General features: G+C 44.9%; 19 protein-coding genes and 1 pseudogene. 11 read left to right on the forward strand and 9 right to left on the reverse strand.

Annotated features, from left to right (window positions below):
* Positions 1-278: 278 nt before the first annotated feature.
* Positions 279-818 carry a DUF2335 domain-containing protein gene (locus BLV54_RS11120; RefSeq protein WP_090571679.1) on the forward strand — a complete coding sequence of 180 codons (540 nt, stop codon included), beginning with the start codon at positions 279-281 and terminating at the stop codon, positions 816-818.
* 145 nt (positions 819-963) lie between these two features.
* Positions 964-1809 carry a transposase gene (locus BLV54_RS11125; RefSeq protein ID WP_176969751.1) on the forward strand — a complete coding sequence of 282 codons (846 nt, stop codon included), beginning with the start codon at positions 964-966 and terminating at the stop codon, positions 1807-1809.
* Between the two features lie 250 nt (positions 1810-2059).
* Here the strand turns inward: BLV54_RS11125 and BLV54_RS11130 are convergent, their stop codons facing one another.
* On the reverse strand, positions 2060-2263 hold the full coding sequence (locus tag BLV54_RS11130; protein WP_090571683.1) for a cold-shock protein: 204 nt from the start codon (positions 2261-2263) through the stop codon (positions 2060-2062).
* 556 nt (positions 2264-2819) lie between these two features.
* Here BLV54_RS11130 and BLV54_RS11135 point away from each other — a divergent pair.
* The 3 genes from BLV54_RS11135 to BLV54_RS11145 all read left to right on the forward strand — a co-directional run bounded on the left by BLV54_RS11135 (position 2820) and on the right by BLV54_RS11145 (position 4454).
* The gene (locus tag BLV54_RS11135) at positions 2820-3062 is read left to right on the forward strand and encodes a Clp protease/crotonase-like domain-containing protein (protein ID WP_143032491.1); all 243 of its coding nucleotides are present in this window, start codon (positions 2820-2822) and stop codon (positions 3060-3062) included.
* A 253-nt stretch (positions 3063-3315) separates the two neighbouring features.
* A complete protein-coding gene (locus tag BLV54_RS11140) occupies positions 3316-3903 on the forward strand; it encodes a hypothetical protein (protein ID WP_090571687.1) in 588 nt (195 codons plus the stop codon).
* An 11-nt stretch (positions 3904-3914) separates the two neighbouring features.
* The gene (locus BLV54_RS11145) at positions 3915-4454 is read left to right on the forward strand and encodes a DNA-deoxyinosine glycosylase (protein ID WP_090571689.1); all 540 of its coding nucleotides are present in this window, start codon (positions 3915-3917) and stop codon (positions 4452-4454) included.
* A gap of 62 nt (positions 4455-4516) precedes the next feature.
* Here the strand turns inward: BLV54_RS11145 and BLV54_RS11150 are convergent, their stop codons facing one another.
* From BLV54_RS11150 to nadC, 4 genes are all read right to left on the reverse strand, one after another.
* On the reverse strand, positions 4517-5344 hold the full coding sequence (locus BLV54_RS11150) for an ABC transporter permease (RefSeq protein ID WP_090571691.1): 828 nt from the start codon (positions 5342-5344) through the stop codon (positions 4517-4519).
* A 187-nt stretch (positions 5345-5531) separates the two neighbouring features.
* Complete coding sequence (locus tag BLV54_RS11155) at positions 5532-6719, reverse strand: class I SAM-dependent rRNA methyltransferase (RefSeq protein ID WP_090571693.1); 1188 nt, start codon at positions 6717-6719, stop codon at positions 5532-5534.
* Positions 6720-6747: 28 nt separating this feature from the next.
* The gene (locus tag BLV54_RS11160) at positions 6748-8847 is read right to left on the reverse strand and encodes an NAD(+) synthase (protein ID WP_090571695.1); all 2100 of its coding nucleotides are present in this window, start codon (positions 8845-8847) and stop codon (positions 6748-6750) included.
* A 3-nt stretch (positions 8848-8850) separates the two neighbouring features.
* Positions 8851-9720: a carboxylating nicotinate-nucleotide diphosphorylase gene (gene nadC, locus BLV54_RS11165; RefSeq protein WP_256329408.1), complete on the reverse strand. Its 870-nt coding sequence runs from the start codon at positions 9718-9720 to the stop codon at positions 8851-8853.
* A gap of 378 nt (positions 9721-10098) precedes the next feature.
* Here nadC and BLV54_RS11170 point away from each other — a divergent pair, with 378 nt between their 5' ends.
* The 3 genes from BLV54_RS11170 to BLV54_RS16935 all read left to right on the forward strand — a co-directional run bounded on the left by BLV54_RS11170 (position 10099) and on the right by BLV54_RS16935 (position 12313).
* A complete protein-coding gene (locus BLV54_RS11170) occupies positions 10099-10296 on the forward strand; it encodes a DUF2934 domain-containing protein (RefSeq protein ID WP_090571696.1) in 198 nt (65 codons plus the stop codon).
* 38 nt (positions 10297-10334) lie between these two features.
* Positions 10335-11660 (forward strand): hypothetical protein, encoded by a 1326-nt coding sequence (locus BLV54_RS11175; protein ID WP_090571698.1) that lies wholly within the window; start codon positions 10335-10337, stop codon positions 11658-11660.
* Between the two features lie 527 nt (positions 11661-12187).
* Entirely contained in the window at positions 12188-12313 is a 126-nt protein-coding gene (locus BLV54_RS16935; RefSeq protein WP_256329409.1) for a hypothetical protein, read from the forward strand.
* 298 nt (positions 12314-12611) lie between these two features.
* Here the strand turns inward: BLV54_RS16935 and BLV54_RS11180 are convergent, their stop codons facing one another.
* Positions 12612-13259: a hypothetical protein gene (locus tag BLV54_RS11180; RefSeq protein ID WP_176969752.1), complete on the reverse strand. Its 648-nt coding sequence runs from the start codon at positions 13257-13259 to the stop codon at positions 12612-12614.
* A gap of 132 nt (positions 13260-13391) precedes the next feature.
* On the opposite strand from BLV54_RS11180, the gene BLV54_RS11185 reads away from it, so the two are divergent.
* On the forward strand, positions 13392-13598 hold the full coding sequence (locus BLV54_RS11185; RefSeq protein WP_143032492.1) for a hypothetical protein: 207 nt from the start codon (positions 13392-13394) through the stop codon (positions 13596-13598).
* 7 nt (positions 13599-13605) lie between these two features.
* Here BLV54_RS11185 and BLV54_RS11190 read toward each other — a convergent pair whose 3' ends face one another.
* The 3 genes and pseudogenes from BLV54_RS11190 to BLV54_RS16160 form a co-directional block, all read right to left on the reverse strand.
* The gene (locus BLV54_RS11190; RefSeq protein WP_090571704.1) at positions 13606-14220 is read right to left on the reverse strand and encodes an LEA/WHy family protein; all 615 of its coding nucleotides are present in this window, start codon (positions 14218-14220) and stop codon (positions 13606-13608) included.
* Positions 14221-14438: 218 nt separating this feature from the next.
* Positions 14439-15926, reverse strand: a pseudogene (glpK, locus tag BLV54_RS17320) (glycerol kinase GlpK).
* Positions 15927-16287: 361 nt separating this feature from the next.
* The gene (locus BLV54_RS16160) at positions 16288-16443 is read right to left on the reverse strand and encodes a hypothetical protein (RefSeq protein WP_176969750.1); all 156 of its coding nucleotides are present in this window, start codon (positions 16441-16443) and stop codon (positions 16288-16290) included.
* 462 nt (positions 16444-16905) lie between these two features.
* On the opposite strand from BLV54_RS16160, the gene BLV54_RS11200 reads away from it, so the two are divergent.
* Positions 16906-17253, forward strand: a complete 348-nt coding sequence (locus tag BLV54_RS11200) for a hypothetical protein (protein WP_090571706.1) — start codon at positions 16906-16908, stop codon at positions 17251-17253.
* Positions 17254-17265: 12 nt separating this feature from the next.
* Positions 17266-21377, forward strand: a 4112-nt coding sequence (locus tag BLV54_RS11205) for a calcium-binding protein (RefSeq protein WP_143032493.1), incomplete at its 3' end; no start/stop codon positions are given.

Consider the following 21377-nt stretch of genomic DNA (forward strand, 5'->3'; position numbering starts at 1 on the left):
GCTTACACGTTCCGCGAGAAGAAACCTTCACTTAATATCAGATTCACTCAAGCTCTTCCACTTGTAGGGTTGTGATTCTTATGTCGAACTCACGTTAGATATGTTCTTGAATCTAAACCTTGTGTTCATGTAATAGCTCGCTCCAAAAAAAATGCTCACAAATCACTAATTGATTAGTCTTGTTTTAGAGAGACTGATAATTAAAGTACGTAAAGTAACTAAAGGCAGTGAACATTTTAAGAGATGAGTGGTGGTTTTAGTCCACGAGCGAAAGAAACGTGACAACAAAGAGATCTCCCCGGAAGAGCGAAGACAAGCTCATTTCTGAGTCTTCGGCTAATAACAAGCTAAATAAAAATAGTGAGCAGGGAAACAATGAGATTGATCCAGCCGTAGAAAAATTTCTTCAGGATAACCCTAAGCTGGGTGAACTTGTTAGAGAGCACCCGGAGATAAAGCAAACTTTAACTATCGAAGCATCTGCTTTTTCAGGGCCGTTGCCACACCCAGCAATCTTAAAGCAGTACGATGCAATCCAACCTGGATTTGCTGAACGTATATTAGTTATGGCAGAGAAAGATGCTGATCATATAAGGAGCATGCAACAAAAAGCATTGGCTGCGAAGAAACAGGAGGTGACATTAGGTCAAGTATTTGCTGTTTCTATTGGAATTGTAGCTCTTTTATGTGGTGCTTATGTCTCTGTAAATAGTCATCCACTTTACGGAACATTATTGGGAGGCGGGAGTGTTATAGGGTTAGTCACAGTATTTATTTTGGGTCGTTCAAAATCAAAAGAAAAAAGTAATAATCGATAATCTAGTTGATTTTAATAAATCTTAAAAAATTATTTAATTTGCTCCAAAATCTGCTAGCAGTAAGAAGGTGTCAGTCATTGCATAGTGCATGAAGTGCATCATTTATGATACGTAGCCACAAATGAATATGGAGAAGAATGGTTTTATGGCGCGTCCGATCAGGCTGGAATTTTCGAATGGTTTATACCATGTGATGTCAAGGGGGAACGGTGGAGAAGCTATTTTTGCTGAAGATGAGGATAGACAGCAGTTTCTTGATTTATTAGCGGAGCTGATAACACGCTATGAAGCAATATGTTATGCCTACTGCCTTATGGATAATTACTATCATCTTTTGCTGGAAACGCCAAAGGCAAATCTATCTCAAATAATGCGAGGACTAAACGGGCGTTATACAAGATTTTTCAACAAAACGCGTCAACGAATGGGACATGTGTTTCAGGGTCGGTATAAAGCGATTATTGTGCAAAAGGATAACTACTTACTTGAACTGTCGCGCTATATCATTTTCAATCCAGTACGTGCCGGTATAATTGATGTTCCAGAAAACTATAGCTGGTCCAGTTATAGCGCAACTATAGGTCAGTATGCATGTCCTGACTGGCTTGCTGCTGATAATTTACTCAGTTTGTTCGATCATCGAAGAAAAGAGGCCATTCGCTTATACAAGGTGTATGTCAGCCAGGGTGTTGATCAGCCTTTTTCTGGAAAAGTATTACAACAAACCTATTTAGGCGATAATGCTTTTATTGGTGAGATACAAAAACATATTAGTTTACAGCAAAGTAATAGTATTCATATTACCAAGCGATCGAAGAAATCGCCCAAGAAATCAATGGACGAAATTGCCGCCGGCATTACTGATAGAGGGGAGGCAATGAATGCGATATACAAAACGGGACATTACACAATGTTTGAAATTGCAGCATATTTTAATGTTCATTACAGTACTGTGAGTCGGTCAATTCGTTCATTTTGCAAGATGCAATGACTGACACCTTCTTTCATTGCTTCGTATTTGCTAAGTAGTGCTACTGCTCAAGCGTGGCAACAAGCGCATTAGTCACAACTTTCAAGTAAAAGGTAACTTTCCTTACTTTTCATTTACATTTCCAACTTGAATCTGCTGCGAAGGGATTGAAACGAAAAAGTAAGTAAAGTTACGCAATTACTTATTTTCAGTAGAAATAAAAAACCCGGTTAATCCGGGGTTTTTATTTTTTATTTAGCTGTGTTCATACTTATTGAGGCACAATATTTGTTGCCTGTTTCCCTTTCGGCCCCATCGTAACTTCGAAGGTCACGCGTTGAGCCTCACGCAATGTTTTAAAACCTTTACTATTGATTGCAGAGAAGTGTGCAAATAAATCTTCTCCACCGTTATCTGGGGTAATAAAACCAAAACCTTTAGTATCATTGAACCATTTTACAATACCTGTTGCCATGTTATTTCTCTTTCATAATGAAATTTATGCTTACGGCGATTCGTTTATGACTATCGAATATCAAGGTAAAAGGGTCAACCGGGGGGGCATCACATTTAACAACTTGAATCCAAGAGACGTAGATAAGATGCACGTTTCCTGGGAAAGTTCCAATATATAGGATTGATTAAAGCAGGAAAAAGGTAAGGAAAGAGATATTGGCGAATGACGCGCTGCATAGCCGTTCCACTTCACTGAACTCATCGGTGCCAAGCTTGCGCTACGTCCCGCTAGACTCAGAAATTATGTTTGAAATGACTTAACCGCAATATTTTTTAGTTTGAGATGGATGCCAAAAATTTTGCACAACTTGCAAGTATTCAGGTTTGGATGAGTAAATTACATTAGCAGCGAGGAATCGTCTCCTGTCAGGTTCTATCAGCCAATACCGCTCGATGAGGCGAGTCGTTGTCCACTAGTAATGAGGGTAGCTCTATGCAACTTATTGTACTGCGATATCTGGTTCGAGCAGAGAAATCATGTGGGTTATCGGCATTTTGCGTTTTATAACGGAGCGATGAGCAGCAGCCAATGTGGGCGCTTACGGGCAGCATATCTGGCTGCTAGCCAAAGCGACGTGCGCGTAGTCGTACTGATGGGTAGTTCGGATTTCTGGTCAAATGGCATTCATCTCAATCTGATCGAACATGCAACGAGTCCCGCTGATGAATCTTGGCGCAACATCAATGCCATGAATGATTCTGGTACGAATCATCATCACCAATACCCGCTAGTTCATCCTGGCGGCTTTGCAGGGTAACGCAGGTGCAGGGAGTATTTTTATCGCTCGCGGCGGACAGAATCTATGCGCGTAAAAGCGTAATACTGAATCCGCACGCCTGGGCACCGCTTTATCTTGCCCGACATCAACGGATGATGAAAACTGCCTCCAGCTAAGATTCCGGAATGAGAAACGTATTGCAATCTGGCAACGGTGGTTTCCAGGCTGAAATTTCCTGTGATAAGCTAATAGCAGCTGCTGACTTTCCCATATATGAAGGGAGGACTAACAGATGCTTCATTTTCTTTACCAATGTTCCAGTGTGCTTTTTTTAATAACTCTATTGCTGCTCAAGCCATCAACCGTACTCGCAACGACAGGTGCCGAATCCAGCGAGTCTTTTCCGTTGCAGCGTTTTCTTGATCTTGAAATCGAAGGTATTTCACTGAGCACCTTGCCAGAAGATATTCCGGTCATCCTGGAAGCAGCGGGCTATTTCCAGCGGGAGAATTCAACTTTCATCAAGCAAGTGCCTCTTGCTGGCAACCGGAAATTGCTTTACCTCATTGAAGTGGAAGACACCCCCAGGCATCGCAGTATTACGTATCTCCGCGCAGAGAGTAGTGGCAGAAATAAAAATCTGATAGAAAAAAATAGACCTGTTCCTGATAATGAGGCGGTTTGGGCAAAAGCGATTTATGAACTGGTTTGTTTGCAGGTGCGGGATGAAATTAAGAAAGCGCGCGCTTGCAAACCGTTAACTGACCGGGAAATCCGTTTCGGCGAGGGCAGTTTTTTGCGCATCTCGGCTAACGCGGGTGCTCAGGTTGATGCTTCAGGCGCAAGTACGACCCTGGGAATAACGTATTTCAAGCAATAAACAGATAGTTAATGGCAAGAATTTATAGTTTTGCACCGATAGCGGATGAGCATGCCAAGATCCTCATTCTTGGCAGTATGCCGGGACCCGCATCATTAGCTGCAGAACAATATTATGCCCATAAACAGAATGCTTTCTGGCGTATCATGGCTGAATTGCTCTCATTTGATCCCGCGATACCTTATGCCGATAAGGTTCAGGTGCTGAGATCGGCGCGTATTGCGTTATGGGATGTACTTCATTCCTGTAAAAGAAACGGCAGCCTGGACGCAAAGATTGAGATTGAAACGCAAATAGCCAACGATTTTGAGAACTTTTTCCATAGCCATCGCAATATTACCCATGTTTTCTTTAATGGTACCAAAGCAGAAACCTGTTTCAAGCAGCTGGTGATATCCAGAATTAAGAGCGACGCACTCTGCTATAACCGATTACCTTCAACCAGTCCGGCTAATGCTTCGATATCTTTTGGGCGTAAGCTTGAGGCATGGCGAGCGATTCTCGAGCCTATTCTCATTGAATCTAAAAACTCATTGCTTGAGGGTATTTGAATTTCAAAATCTTCACTCATTTTGAATAAAGTTTGCTCAGATTCTCAACCTTGCCGGCAATCTCAGAGGACATCAGCAAATCCTTTGCGTGTTTTCTGGAACCAGGCAAAACTTAACCAAGCAATGATCGCGGCAAGCAACATATAGATAGCCCAAGCACCCCAATCCAATCCTTTGCCCCAAATCATCACATCACGGGCTTGTTCAACGATGAACGTTAACGGGCTGATTTGCATAAACCAGTGATATTCCGCAGGCAAAGCAGTAATAGGATAGAAAATTGGTGATAAAAACATGAGCGCAGTCGTCATTACCCCAATAATCTGGCTGATATCACGCATATATACTCCCAGTGAGGCCAAGAACCAGCTAAATCCTAGCGTCATCAAAAAGAAAGGAATCAGCGCCACAGGTAACAGTGCAATAGTTGCTTGGGGAATACCAAAAAAAATCAAGTAAAAAACCAGCCAGACAAATAAGCTAATCAATAGGTGAAAAGCAGCAGAACCCATGGCCACGACAGGAAGTATTTCCAGCGGGAATACAACTTTCTTAACATAATTGACATTACCCAGCACCAGACTGGGTGCACGATTTAAGCACTCTGCAAATAAGTTAAAAAGCATAAGCCCGGCAAAAAGTACTAAGGCGAATTCTGTTCGGGATTCAGTGCCACCTGCCCAGCGCGCCTTGAAAACCACACTGAATATAAATGTATAAACAGTCAGCATCAGAATAGGGTTGAAGAATGACCACAATAAGCCCATGACGGAACCGCGATAGCGACCAATCACTTCTCGTTTGATCAGATTGTAAATCAGGCCTCGGTTGACCTTGAGCGTGTTAAGTAATACGAAGGGAGAGATCGATCGTGCTGCATGCGGATTCAATTTTAAAACTCCAGCTTAGGAATATATTTTTTGATCTGGCAAAGTGTATAAAAAGCTTTCGAAGGGTAATTTGATTGGGTGGTTTGATTACATAGAAAATTGGAAGAAAATACCTTAATACTATATTACTCAATCATGACAATAGTAGCATGTGCTCATTTGCCAGTAATTACAGTTATGGCAAAGTTTAATCTGTCACTCTCAACAGGAGTCCCTTGAGATAAGCACCTTCCGGAAAACTAAGTAAGATGGGATGATCAGGTGCTGCCATCTGTTGGTCAATAATGTGTGCGCTAACACCTGCATCCAAAGCAGCGCCGGCAACGATTTTCTGAAACAGATCGCTACTAATTCCACCGGAACATGAATAGGTTGCCAATATGCCACCCGATCTGAGTAATTTGAAAGCGAGTAGATTGATATCCTTGTATCCACGCGCTGCCTTGGCTGCAAATGAAGCAGTGGGCGCAAATTTAGGTGGATCAAGAATGATCAGATCAAACTTCCGATTCTGATCACGCAATTTACGCAGCATCTGAAATACATCGGCACATTGCCATTCTTGGGAATCCGTTGCCAGTCCGTTCAGGGCAAAATTGTGTTGTGCCAGTTTCAATGCATCTTCCGATGAATCCACGGACAGGAGTGATTTGGCCCCTCCTTGCTTGGCATATACAGAAAACCCGCCGCTGTAGCAGAAACAGTTGAGTACCTCTTTGTCTTTTGCCAATGTGCCAATTTTGGCGCGATTATCGCGCTGATCCAGATAAAATCCTGTTTTCTGTCCTCTGACTACGTCCACTGCAAAATGTAGACCATATTCTTTAATTATCAGATCATGGGGCAATCCACCCCACAGCACACCGGTACGTTTGGTCAAGCCTTCTAATTCGCGTACCTCAGTATCGGAACGTTCGTAAATACAGGTTGGGTTACATAAATTTTTTAAAATATCCAGGATCACTTCACGCCAGCGTTCTGCCCCCACACTGCCAATCTGGATAACCAGCGCGCGATCGTATTGATCGATTACTAAGCCAGGTAAGCCATCAGATTCCCCGTGCACTAGGCGGCAACCCGTACTAAATTGAGATAAACCCAGATCTTTGCGTAGCGCCAATGCCTGAGTTAATTTTCGGTAAAAGAACATCTCATCAATACGCTCATCTTGCTGCCATGACCATACACGGGCTGCAATCGGTGCTTTGGAATGATAGGCTGCATGCGCAAGGAAAACATTCTGGTTCGTGTATATCTGCACAGTATCGCCATCGCTCGGATTACCTTCTACCCGACCAATTGCACCCGAATAAATCCATGGGTGCCGACGCAACAGGGATTTTTCTTTTCCTGCCTTGAGGATGATTTTCTTCATAAAGCCTTAGGTAGTGAGCTCTTAGCAATCAAATCATTTCATGCTCGGACAAATCGTCTTCCGGCACGACATCAGGAATGTGCGCAATGTTATCAAGCCATACTGTTGCTTCACTGTCACTCGGTGCTCGATAATCTCCCCGCGGCGAAAGTGAGCCACCCGAACCCACCTTGGGCGCGTTGGGGATGCAACTGCGCTTGAATTGGCTGATCTGGAAGAACCGGTAGGCGAAAACCTGTAGCCAGTGCTTGATTTCACCAATAGTGTATTGATTGCGCCTGTTCTCGGGTATGTTAGGCCAGCGGCCTTGTGTACGGTCACGCCAACAACAATAGGCCAGAAAAGCAATTTTGGTCGGCAGATAACCAAATCGTGTAATGTAATACAAGTTAAAATCCTGCAGCTCATAAGGACCGATGATGGCCTCTGTGCGCTGATCAGGCTGAGTGCTATCTATTTTTCCTGGAACTAATTCAGGGCTGATTTCTGTGTCCAGGATTGCACGAAGGACACAACTTACTTCATTACCGAGCTGATCAGTGTCAACAACCCAGCGAATCAGAAATTGAATCAGTGTCTTGGGTACGCTGGCATTAATGGCGTAATGTGACATGTGATCGCCGACGCCATAAGTGCACCAACCCAAAGCCAATTCGCTCAGATCCCCGGTGCCAAGTACCAGGGCATGGTGATGATTTGCAAGGCGAAAAAGGTGATTGGTACGTTCACCTGCCTGCACGTTTTCAAATGTGACGTCATAGACCGGTTCACCGTGAATGAATGGATGGTCGAGATCCCGCAGCATTTGTTCGCAGCTTGGCCGGATATCGAGTTCATGCGCAGTGCAGCCAAGCACCTGCATGAGTGCTTTGGCATTGGCCAGAGTATGTTCGCTTGTGGCAAAGGCGGGCATGGTATAAGCGAGAATGTTCGTTCGCGGGAAATGCAGTACATCCATGGCGCGGGCTGCCACGATGAGCGCATGCGTGGAATCCAGTCCTCCTGAGACGCCAATAACGATTTTGTGGATACCCGTGTGTTTCAGTCGTTTCACTAATCCCTGCACTTGGATATTGTAAGCTTCATAACAACGGCTATCGCGTGTGGCTGGATCAGCGGGAACATAAGGAAAGCGATCATAATGTCGCTGGCAAAGTAACCGGATAGTAGCTGGTAAGTTGACCTCAAAGGAAATTTCACGAAATTGTCGTATTTTTTCTTGATAATACTGTGCACTTTGGCCAAAACTATTCTGCCGCATACGCTCCTGGATCAGGTGATCCAAATCCAGGTCCGCAAAAATTAATTGTGAACCTTCATGAAACCGGTTGGATTCAGCCACAAGAACACCATTTTCATAAACCATGGCATGACCATCCCAGGCGAGATCCGTAGTCGATTCGCCCGTGCCGGCTGCTGTATAAAGATATCCTGCAAGGCAGCGCGCAGACTGATTGGCCACTAGATTATGGCGATATTCATGCTTGCCGATCGTGACGTTAGAGGCTGAAAGATTTAGCAGCAGGGTGGCACCAGCCAGTGCTGCATGAGATGAAGGTGGGATAGGAACCCACAGATCCTCGCAGATTTCTGTAAAGAAACTGAAGTGGGGTTGGTTTTTTGCCTGAAATAACAACTTTTCACCAAACGGAATCGCGCTTTGACCGCATAGGGTGATAGTGTCACAGCCTGCTGCAGTGGCAGGGGCGAACTGCCGCAATTCATAGAATTCCCGATAATTGGGGAGGAAAGTCTTAGGGACGACACCGAGAATACGGCCGCGATAAACAATTGCTGCACAGTTGAAAAGCAGATGATTCACTTGCAAAGGTAAGCCGACTACTGTGATCAGATCAAGTTGCTCTGAAGCTTCTAACACCCTGCTGAGTGCATCAATCGCGCCTGCAAGCAAAGTCTGCTGATGGAATAAGTCTTCACATGAGTAAGCCGTCAATCCTAACTCTGGAAAGAGGGCAAGGATGGCATGTTGCTCAGCTGCTTGGGTCATCAATGTAATGGTTGCAGAGGCATTAAATGCTGGATCAGCCACGCGCATATCGGGTACGCCAACAGCGACACGGACAAAACTATGGTGATATAAATTAAAAAATTCTGTATTTGTTGACATAAACTAGGCAGTCGGCAGGAAACGCATGGATAAATCCAATGCCTTGATATCTTTAGTCAGACTGCCGATAGAAATTCTGTCTACCCCTGTTTCCGCTACTGTGCGCACATTCGCCTGAGTGATATTGCCTGAGGCTTCAAGAATAGCGCGTTTACTCGTGAGTTGTTGATTTAATGTAACAGCTTGGCGCAATTTTTCAGGATCGAAATTATCCAGCAGGATCATGGCTGCGCCAGCATTGAGCGCTTGTTGCAATTCATCCAGCGTTTCAACCTCAATTTGGATAAAGACGTCAGGAGGTGCGATTTCCTTTGCTTTTCGTAAGGCTGGCTCAATTCCACCAGCGGCCAGAATGTGATTTTCCTTGATGAGAATACCATCGTACAGCCCAAAACGATGATTACTACCGCCACCGCATTTTACTGCATATTTTTGTGCAAATCTTAATCCGGGCAAAGTCTTACGCGTATCGACAATGACTGCGCTTGTGCCTGAAATGGCATCGACATAGCGCCGCGTCTGCGTGGCAACCGCAGAAAGCATTTGCAGGAAATTCAATGCAGTGCGTTCTGCCGTTAACAGAGCTCTGGCGTTTCCTGTTATTTCGCACAGCTTTTGATCCGCTTGAACTGTTTCGCCTTCCTGGGCTAGCCAGCTTATTTTGATACTGGGTGATAGTTGCTGGAAACATTCTTCAAACCAGGCAACACCGCACAATACTGCTTGCTCCCTACTGATAACGCTAGCAGTCAGAGCTTTATCTGCAGGGACCAGTAATGCAGTCAGATCACCTGTGCCAATATCTTCTGCTAATGCCAGACCAACATTTTTTTTGATTTCTTCATGCCATACCATGGAATGCTCAATCTTCATTATGCTTCTAATCGCCTCATTGTATAGCAATTGGCTTAATCCTGACTGAATGAAATGGCTAAAGGAACAGAACTTTTCAATCCAACAAAGAAAACAGTAAGAGAGCCAAATGCTTTGTAATTTTTCTTGATGCATTTTTCATTCTTCTGATTTTTTGAAATGAAAAAAATTTTCGATACATCGAAATAATTTTTAATAAATATGATTAGTGATATTTTTATTTAAGTAACTGATTTATATATTAATTATAACTCATAACATGAAATATAAGAGTTATTCCATACGTGTTTACACGTATTTAATTATTTTCTATTTTTCTATCAAATATGACCTGGTTCATTATTTTGAAATTGTTTGTGTTTAAATGAAGGAGGCTGCATGAGATTATCTAAATCATTTACCAAAAATGTCAGGAAAAATAGATTTGTTCCAGGCAGTGGCCTTGAGGTCATGTATAGAGACGAAGATTTTTTCTCTCGTTCCACTATTTCGGCTTATCATAAAGCGCAAGTGAGGGGATTTCAACCGAAGCATAAATTAGATGATTGGTATGCTGCAGAAGAGGAGAAAACATAATGAATATAAATAACAACCGCTGAAGAGGAGGAAACATAATGAATGTAACGATTGCTTCGACCGTGTTCATTTTAGCAATGGCTTCCAGTATTTTGGGATTTACTCCGGTAAATTCAATAGCACAAGAAATTAAAGCTAATATTTCTGTTAATGATGACCAACAGAAAATTAGAGTTAGTAATGATGACGAACGGAAAATTATACTCAGTATTAATTCTGTTGATGGCGTACAGAAGCTAAAAGAAGGTCAAGAGATTTTTCGCTTCGATACCTTTGGCAGTGAGCAGTTGTGGACTGACGTATTTGGAATGCATAAGGTCATAGAGACTGGGGTTTCTCCTGCTACTGCATTAGCTGTCGGCCTCAAGGTCGATGTTGAAGCCTTGCCGCAGGAGCTTATTAATGCGCTTAAGGCCGGTCAGGTTGATCTTACAAAACCAGCGGTTACAGTGGAATTGTTACGCCTGAATGCAGTCGTCGGCGTGCAGGGTAGCGTGGATGAAGCAGGCCAGCTCACTAAAGTTGGCATCACATGTGCCCTGTGCCACTCCACCGTCGATAACTCGCTCGCGCCGGGTATTGGCAAGCGGCTTGATGGATGGGCCAACATCAACTTGAATGTGGGTGCGATTGTTTCACTGTCACCAGCGATAGACGATGCTACTAAAGCACAGTTCTTGACCTGGGGGCCAGGTAAGTATGATCCGCGTCATCATTTCTTTGATGGTACCAGCATCGTTCCGCTCAATAGCCCGACGCTGCCGGTTGTTATTCCCTCGATCTTCGGATTGCAGGGCGTCGGCTTCGAGACATTCACAGGGGATGGGCCTATCTCTTATTGGAATAGCTATGTTGGCGTAGGGCAGATGGGTGGGAAAGGAAACTTCAGCGATCCACGACTTCCTCCTGCGGGTGTCACCATCACGCAAACTCCGGATCTGGTTACACCGAAGCTACCGGCACTGCTTGCGTATCAATTAAGCCTGCTAACTCCGAAGGCTGCACAAGATAGCTTTGATCAAGCAGCTGCTCTGCGGGGCAAGCTTTTGTTCCGCAACCAAGCCGGTTGTGTTAGCTGCCATGCGGGGCGGAAATTCACTGATGTAAGGCGAGGACCGAATCGGGATGAACCATTACTGCATGATCCAGCCGAAGTGGGTGCGGAACCAGTATATGCTAGCAGAAGTGCTACAGGAAAATACCGGACAACGCCGTTGCGAGGACTTCAGCTACATCCGCCTTATTTTCATGATGGGAGCGCAGCGGACCTGCCTGCCGTGGTCAATCATTATGACAAGCACTTTGGGCTGAATTTGACAGATGGAGAGAAGGCAGATCTCGTTGAATATCTCAAGTCAATTTGATGGCGAATTAGATTAACTCAGATTTTCCATTAGAAATATTAAGCTAGATTCCTCAGTTGATCGCTTCTACTATTAATTAATAACAGTACAAGCGATCAACTAAAGAATCTAGCTTAAAAGTTAATAAGCAATCTAAGTTTAACATCTGGTAGGTCACGAGGTCCCAGCAACGTTTGGTGTTTCGCGATCTCCTTTGCAGCGGGATTAGGTATTCTTGCTGCTTGTGGGTGTTTTCCTCCAGACTTTGCTTTTGTATGAATGTGAAGCGAGTAAAATAGAATAGACCCTTAGGTATACCTACGACATTACCTACCCTCGTTATGGGCATTCACTATATGGTTTAAGAGGATTAGTGTCGTTTTCAAGTCTTTAAGCTGAAACTCTAAACGCTGATCATTTGCTACGCTCAAACCAGGATAGCTAGCCGAGAGTACATGACGATCTTTAACAGTATTCGCCTGATAGTGCAGATGCCGGTTGCTATATCGTGCAGTCATTCCCAGTAACAGAGTGCAAAGGTAGCAATCATGGCTACCAATAGCAGGATTTGTAATCGATTGGCTGAGCGCAGTGTCGCTAAGACTGCAACCGATAAAACATTCTGGCGAGCAGTGTGCAGCATCCAGGCGCAGGTGTTAGCAAGGGTTTTGTGAGATACTTTCTTGGCATATATGGTGCAGTCTCATTGTTGATGTCGATATCATAATCAGATCTACAAGCACCATATATATTCTCCATTTATTAATAAAAACTTTGATAAGTTATTGAAATTAATTACTTGTTCTTGAGGATGCTTTAGAGTCTGTCCTCTGCTTTTGTCATAAATTCAGATGACATATTATTGAGCGAAAGCAGGTAGGGTGTTTGTGTTGCCCACCCTGCTGCTGATAAGTTTAAGAACCCTTGGTGTTAATGGTTTGCCTGTCATTAACCAAAGTAATCAACATGGGTTTAATTTGACTTCTGTACGTACTGAGTTCGAGACATCCATCCTCCTGACTGACCGTAATCAATATTTACTTGGTCGGTCGTTAGCGTGCATTTAGCCGAGTTACTTTTTGAATTCGAATGATACTTGTAGCTCACTCCATTGTATGTGCTTGAGCCATTAGCGACATAACTGTCGGAGTACTGCTCATCCTCGCTACAGTTCATGGTAATCGTCTGGGGTGGAGTTCCCTGATAACAAGTAAGCTGAGTAGAGTCCACTTGTATACTGCCTTTAGAAACAGTGGTGGACACATCGATCGCATTCACAAAAGCTGAACCATACCCATAGCAATAAAAAAACTGTTCATTACTGAACCCGTTTACTGATACGTAGCTGTTATCAGGGAAGCGCTGGTCGGACGATCCGAACACAGAGAGATATTCATAGGTAGCAAGGTTATAAGTATATCCGCTCAGGTAAACTGATTTTGAAGAAGTAGTATCACCACCGTATGCAGTCGTGAAAGCGAATACCGCACAGACAGCGAAGACCTTATTGAAGATCTTTTTATTCATTATTGTTTCTCCTAATACAGATACAAATAAAAGTGACTCATAAAAGCGATTTTTATTTGTTACGCCATGGAGCCACTGTGGAATATCACGCATTTCCTGCCTCTGGAGCTTTGGTATGAGCTTCGAGCAGCAGGACTCCAATTTCTTCTCAATAGGATTGATGAGAGCTACTGCATGATGAGTTACTTAAACGGTTCTTATTGCTGAAAATTTAGCGTTATTTAGGTGATAAAAGAGAGCGTGATTCTAATCGGTCTGTTTGGACTGCTCGAGCAATTGAGAGAGTGGATGATCGATATTTCGGCAGGGCAGCTCAGCGCACTGATCACTCAGGGTCATGATGGCTTCCATCTGGAGAAAGATCTGTTTACTTTGGATCAAGCTCGACACCTGCCCAACGCTAGCCCTGGTGGGAGTAGTTTGATCATATGATGGCGAGTTAAAACTTCTGCAAATGGCCAGCACCGTTAAATGGCGTGAACACGTCGCCTTTCCGCTCAAAGGGGACGCTGCCTAGCCCCTCCAGAAAGAGTCGCCCAGAGAGTCGGTACTCCACCTTCTCGCGGCTAGATTTTTCCAATTCGCCTAATTGCTTCCATAACGTTCCTAGAGTGCTGGTCGCTTTTACTTCCATCACCTTCTCACCCAGGCGGGGCACGGTCACGACCTGATCGGACAGGCCCTTGGCGAAATCCACTCCATTAAGTTCAACATCAAAAGTCATGCCATTAATACGTAGAGCAATGTCATTGGGATTCTGAATGCGTAGCTTGAGGTTAAAGCGTTGCTCCAGGAGACCGAGTTCTACAAGCTCGATGTCAGCCAAAGAGATGCTGGGATTCTGTTTTATTCCTCCCAGCTGGGTGCAGCCAACTACTAAAGCAGTCATACCTAGAAACAGCATCAAACCAAAGCGTTTCATGACACCCTCCAAACAAAAAATCGCATTTAAAAAACAACCCTTAGATGAGATTTCCAGGCTTGAGTTTGCTGTAATGGTCGCTTGTGTGCTTGCACGTGAAGTAATGGATGAAAGAATTTGATGAGTATTCATATATTTCCCACTTTATTTTTTAATTTTCCTTTTAAAAACTAAATCACCGAGTCTAACGGCTTTAACAGATTTAAATCCGTACATTTACGTAAGGTGTCAGGGTCAGTATTGTTAATACCTAATTTAAATGGGTGGAAATAAACTCCAAAGTAATTCTTCTATAATAGAAATGGAATAATGAGTGGTTGCTTCGTGAAGCGGTGGATTGCGCCACAATGTTAATCCATTCCCCACGGATTACACGCCCTTACTACCTTACTCCAATCGAACATCCGCTGCGCTGCTTCATCGCGCGAAATCATCGGCTCGAAGACGCGATCGATTTGCCAATGCTCAGCGATTTCTTTGGTGCCATTCCACACATCCGTAGTCAATCCCGCGAGATACGCAGCGCCGAGTGCGGTGGTCTCGATAATGCGTGGGCGCACGACGGGTACCCCAAGCAAATCGGCTTGATGCTGCATCAGTAAATTATTCGCAGCTGCACCGCCATCGACGCGCAACTCTTTGATCGGTGTGGCAGCGTCCTTTTGCATCGCGAGCAACAGTTCGGCAGATTGATAACCGATGGCTTCGAGCGCAGCGCGCGCGATATGCGCGTGTGTGGTGCCACGCGTTAAACCAAAAATCGCACCGCGCGCGCGTGGGTCCCAATGCGGCGAGCCAAGCCCCGTGAATGCGGGCACGAAATACACACCACCACTATCGGGCACTGACGTTGCAAGCGCTTCGATTTCCGCTGCACTTTTGATAATGCCGAGGCCATCGCGCAACCATTGCACGACAGCGCCGCAGATAAACACGCTGCCTTCGAGCGCAAACACCGGTTGCGTATCGAGCTGCGCTGCACTTGTCGTGAGCAGACCATGCTGTGATTCGCAGGCGCGATCACCCGTTTACATAAGCATGAAGCAACCCGTGCCGTAGGTATTTTTCACCATACCAGGCGCATGACACGCCTGCCCAAATAATGCAGCCTGTTGATCGCCAGCGACGCCGCCGATCAAAATCGGAGCGCCGAATATATCGGGTGCGGTGTAACCGTAATCCGCGCTCGAAGCAAAAATCTGTGGCAATACCTGCGAGGGAATATCGAGCACATCAAGCAATTCATCGTCCCAGCGATTATGATGAATATCAAACAACAATGTGCGCGATGCATTCGTCACATCGGTTGCGTGCATTTTACCGCGCGTCAAATTCCACAGCAGCCACGTATCGACCGTACCGAAAGCAAGCTCGCCATTTTCAGCGCGCTTGCGTGCATCCTGATAATGATCGAGCAGCCATGCTAGCTTGGTTCCCGAAAAGTACGGATCAAGCAACAACCCCGTGCGCTCACGAAATAATTGCTCATGCCGTGATTTTAATTGCGCACAGAAATCAGCTGTGCGGCGATCCTGCCAGACGATGGCATTGCCGATCGGCTCGCCAGTGCGCCGATCCCACAACAATGTAGTCTCGCGCTGATTTGTGATGCCGATGGCTGCGACATCGCGCGCAGTGATGTTCGCTTTGACGAGCGCCTGCTGCGCCACCGCGAGCTGGCTCTGCCAAATATCATGCGGATCGTGCTCTACCCAACCTGGCTTCGGATAGATTTGCTGATATTCCTGCTGCGCGATGGCGTGAATGCGCGCAGCGCTATCGAAAACGATCGCGCGCGAACTCGTAGTACCCTGATCCATAGCCAATACATAGCGCATAGCGTGACTCTCTTTTTATATGAATTTTTGTTTATTTAAGTACGAATTTGTCGATCATCAGTTGCGGCTTAGTCGCGCGCTCATCGTTGGGCAAGATACAACTAAGCTCGCCAGCTTGCAATCCCAATACTAAACCGAGCCCTAAACTGAGCTACTACCTCGATAATTGTAAGCTCCTCCTCACGTACGGCTAAAATCTAGAGAGTACGTCATCTCTTCAGAAGAACCAGAATTATCTAGTTCGGTTAGCGTTGCCTATTATTTAGGCAGCGCTAATTTGCATTTGCCTTGCACGACATAGAGCAGTTATCCACAATCTTACCCCCTGTATTTGTGAGTAATCGACTAGTCTCTCACCTGATCAATCATTAATCGCGGCTTCGCCTTGGTGCGGCAATTTAACCAACCGAGGCCAGCGATCATGTATCCAGTGATATTGAGGGGCATGGTCTTTTTCCATGAAACTATCGGCCGGTATGAGCACCGGCCTTGGATGCCAGGGTTTCCATTTACCCATTCCTCGCCTTTTGGGCGCTGGGAAATCATAAAGCAGACATCCCAAAGAAAAAAACGGCGTAATACCTCGCTGCTTGCGGCGGGGATAGTCGTTTTTAGGTCGCTACTATTTTATTTGACCCAGCTCTTATTGGGATTGGATCTCACAGCATTTGTCATAACAAGAATATCAATTGTCCCTAAAGTAAAGTTTTTTTATGGCGTTAATAATCTCGATAAATTGATGCTACTTGTGGGTTTGCCGGCCTGAATTGTTTTTTTATTTCTCTACGCCATAACCTGATTTTTCATGAATAAAATGGCTATGCTGCATGCATATTTGTGTAGATTGATTAATACCCAACAACAGAAAGGCCGATTAAAAACGAAACAAGAAACATTGTTGATGCAAAGGATGAGAAGCTTTGCTCCTAGTCCTAACACTCATTTGTAATGATGGCTTATAGCAGCGGGAGATCATGAGATGGCGTTTGTGAATGAAAGAAAAGAAGATGGAACATGGCAGACCATAGATCGGGAGCGGAATCTTGTCCTGAAAGAAGTGGGGGGTGGAAGACCACAAGAGCCATTTGAATTTAATTTAAATATTGAAGGTGAGAGTGTCAATTTTGACGCTTTTCAAAGAATAAAGCAGCTACAACATGCCTATCAAATAGAGTGGCGCGTTGTACAAATTATTGCCCCATTTCATCTAAAACAGGACAGATCTCGATTGCATGCGCTGATTGAAGAAGCTCTGGATGCTTATGGCTTTGCAGCTTCAAGGAAAAATGTTGAAAGCTTGACAGTTACTTTTGCCGCCTATCTATAGGAACTTCGGAAAATGGATGCCCAATCCGCAATTAATGAAATTATTGCCCGAAATGCTGCCAATAACCCAATGTCCGTTAATGAGCTTCAGGCACTGGCAAATACTGTAGATATCAGTACAGGAAATTCAACTATATTGCTGTATAGCGGGGGTGTAGGAGAAATTACAGATCCAGTTACTGGTTATAGAGAATTTAAAGCTTTAGATTTTGCAGAATCTCTATCAAATGGTTCCACTGTGAAGACGATCGTGGATACACAGTCAGGTAAGTTTTTAAAAAGTATTGAGTTTAGAGAAGCACTAGGAGATGCTGCTGTTCGCGAAGGAGTTAGTTTTAATGCTTTATACCTGGGAATCAATGAGAATGGTGTTCGCATCAACAACGCCAGTTTTTGGGATGAGGCTTCAGCACGGCTTGTAAACGGCCATGCAGGTGATTTTCGCCTGATCATGCCGCATGCACCGGATGGCAGTGTTGCTGTGGCAACGGAAATTCCAACCCTATTGAGCAAAACTATCCAGTCGGGACAGAAAGTCAACGGTATTGATCTCCAGGATTGGCAAGATCGGTATCAGGTGGAGAAACTGTTATATGGTGAGAATACTGCAAAGGCAGAGCTAGTCGAACTCATTCGTACCACATCCAATGCAGATCTAGCGGATATGAATGTGGGGCGCGATAGCGTATACAAGTTACATGTTGATACGAACAGTTACTTGGGAAGAATGCTTGGCTTGCCTGCCAAGGAAATTCCTGCGGGTGTTGATGTTACCCGTTTAGCATCATTAGAAGATATGCGTTTGACCAATACGGATATGGCTCTGTACGTCAAATACGGTGATTTGCTCAACAAGGCAGGCTTAGTTGGAGATGTTTTAGGCACAGCTTTGGCTATAGCTCAGGCGCAGCATGCCTATAGTAATGGAAATCATAACGAGGCAGGCGCTATTTTAGCTGCGCATGCCGGTAGTTTAGTGGGTGGCTTTGCCGCTGGAACGGCATCTGCTGCGCTCGTGGCTGGACTTCTGCTTGCGCCTGGTATCAATGTTGGTGTGGGAACCGGCATGGTGATAACGGGAGTGGCTGGATTTGCCGGCGGGTATTTTGGTGGTTTGACTGGGGAGAAGCTTTTCGAAGATTTGTATAGGAGTGTTACAAGTATCGATATGGCGCGCTTTTTCCAGAATGTTGCAGAAGATTTTTCCTGGGCGATCAGTCGACTCAGTACCTATATAATGCAAGATTTGGGTGATCTTGTTGGTGTACCAAATACCGTCAATAACCTCTTTCTCCAATTCAAGAACTGGGTACCACCCCGGACAGACCCGCTAGTGCTTGATCTGGATAATGATGGTATCGAAACCATCGGTATCAACGGCTCAATTGTCTTTGACCATGATAATGATGGTATTAAAACCGGTACCGGCTGGGTGAGCAAAGATGATGGTTTCCTGGTGCTGGATCGTAATGACAATGGCACTATCGATACAGGGGCAGAGCTGTTCGGTGTCGATACAGTGAAATCTGACGGAAAACTAGCTATCAATGGTTTTGATGCATTATCGGATCTGGATTCCAATGCGGATAGGTTATTTGATCAGAACGATGCACAATTCTCGCAGGTGCGGGTTTGGCGGGACTTAAACCAGAATGGTATTTCCACAGCCAATGAATTGTTTTTATTATCACAACTGGGTGTGGTTAGTATTGATTTAAAAGCCACCAGCAAAAATGTCAATCTTGGCAACGGCAATGTGCAAACGGCCACAGCGGCGCATTTGACTGTGGATGGCGAGGGACAGACAGGCAACCTGGATCTTGCCAATAATCCATTTTACCGGGAGTTTGTTAATAGCATTCCACTTACAGAAGAAGCATTCAGTCTACCAGATGTGCAAGGATCTGGTTTAGTACGTGATCTACGAGAAGCAGTCAGTTTGTCTCCAGCCCTGGCTAGTTTAGTCAAAAGTTACGTCAGCCAGACTAACTATGCTGGTCAGAAAGCATTGTTGGATGATTTGTTAACTGCCTGGGCCGAAACTTCCACCATGAAAACCAGTGTCGAGCAGGCTGCAGACAAAGGTTATTACCTGTTTTATTTGATACCGGGTCAATCATGGTCAGATCATGATAAACATTTCGGCTATTGGAATACGACAGATAGCAGTGTTCTGGATGCGCTTAGCCCAAAGATGCGCGAAGAATATCAAACGCTTTTGCAACAGCAGCAGGAAACAGCAGGAATTCTTAGCGTATTGGAGCGTTTTAATGCTTCGCCTTTTGTAGTGGTAGGTACTGACCGGGTAACGTTGGGTAATGGATCCCAGAATATGGTGAATTCAGTGCCGGGTAATAATAATACAAGTACAAAAAGAGTATTCGTATCTTTATCAACTGTGCAAACGGAGTTGATGCAGCAAGGCTATGAAACATTGAAAGAATCCGTATATGGAAGCCTTGCTTTACAGACGCGCCTTTCACCATACTTGAATGAGATTACCCTGAATGTGACTGAAACGGCAGGAGTTTCAGTGGATTTTTCTACAATGAACTCGTTGCTTAATAATCAAAAAGATGTGGATCCTACATCTGCGCTGGCCGATTTAATCGAATTGAACAAATATGCGGGACATATATTGTACCAACATGGCTGGACTGGTCTTGAGATGCTGCGAAATTGGATTGATGAAGGCGTCGGTAGTGAGCAAGCAGATATCATTCTTCAGGAGCTAGGGGTAAGTATTATTGAGCGGGATATCACCACCGGTAACAATGATGACATCATTTTTGGTGAACCAGGCAATATAGCGTTAAACGGCTATATCGGTAACGATATCCTCAATGGTGGTACTTGGAATGATACTCTTGGGGGAAGTAACGGTAACGATATTCTTCAAGGCGGCGGTGGTCGCGATCTATTGATGGGTGGTGACGGTGACGATGTTTTGCGCGGTGGCATGGGAGAAAACGATCATCTGAGAGGTGATAACGGTAACGATACTTATCTGTTTGCTGCCGGTGACGGCAATACCTCCATCGATAACAATGACACAGGTGTAAGTTACGATGTATTACGTTTCCTGGAAGGGATCAATCCTGACGATGTGGCAATAACGCGTGATACCAACAATCTATACCTTACCCTACAAAATATCGGCGAGAAAATTACTGTCAGCAACTATTTTTATCAAGATGCAACTAGTGCTTATGCATTAGAGGCGATTAAATTCAGTGATGGGACCAGCTGGGATATCGCGGCTGTAAAACATATGGTCTTGCAAAGCACTCTGGGTAACGACAATATAATAGGCTTTGAGACAGATGACACCATTAATGGCATGAGTGGTGACGATATTTTATCTGGCGCTGGAGGGAATGATCACCTGAACGGTAGTAATGGCAATGACATCTTGAATGGTGCCGCAGGCAACGATGCTTTACTGGGCGGTACTGGTAATGACAACCTCTCTGGAGGCGATGGTAACGATGTACTGGAAGGAGGCGACGGTACCGACACACTGTATGGCGGTACTGGGGATGACAGCCTGCGAGGAGGAGCAGGTACCAACGATTACCTGTCAGGCGATGCGGGCAATGACACCTATTTATTTGCTGCCGGGGAGGGTCATACCAGCATCAATAACTACGATAGCAGTACCGATCGCCACGATGTGCTGCGCTTTATGGAAGGGATCAATCCTGGCGATGTGACGGTAACAGGCGATACAAGCAATCTATACCTCACCCTGCAGAGTACCGGCGAGAAAACCACCGTCAGCAACTACTTTTATCAGGATGCAGCCAGCGCTTATGTATTGGATGCGATTGAGTTCAGCGATGGCACCAGCTGGGATGTAACCACGGTTAAACAGAAGGTATTGCAGGGCACGACAGGTGTTGACAACATCACAGGCTTTGCCAGCAACGACACGATTGATGGCCTGGCTGGCAATGACAGCTTGAATGGCGCAGGAGGCAACGATACTGTAATAGGGGGTGCTGGTAATGACAATCTGTCTGGGAGCAATGGCAACGATGTGCTGGAAGGAGGCGACGGTACCGACACGCTGTATGGCGGTACTGGGGATGACAGCCTGCGAGGGGGGGCAGGTACCAACGATTA

The sequence above is a fragment of the Nitrosomonas sp. Nm33 genome, assembly GCF_900107265.1.
GTDB lineage: Bacteria > Pseudomonadota > Gammaproteobacteria > Burkholderiales > Nitrosomonadaceae > Nitrosomonas.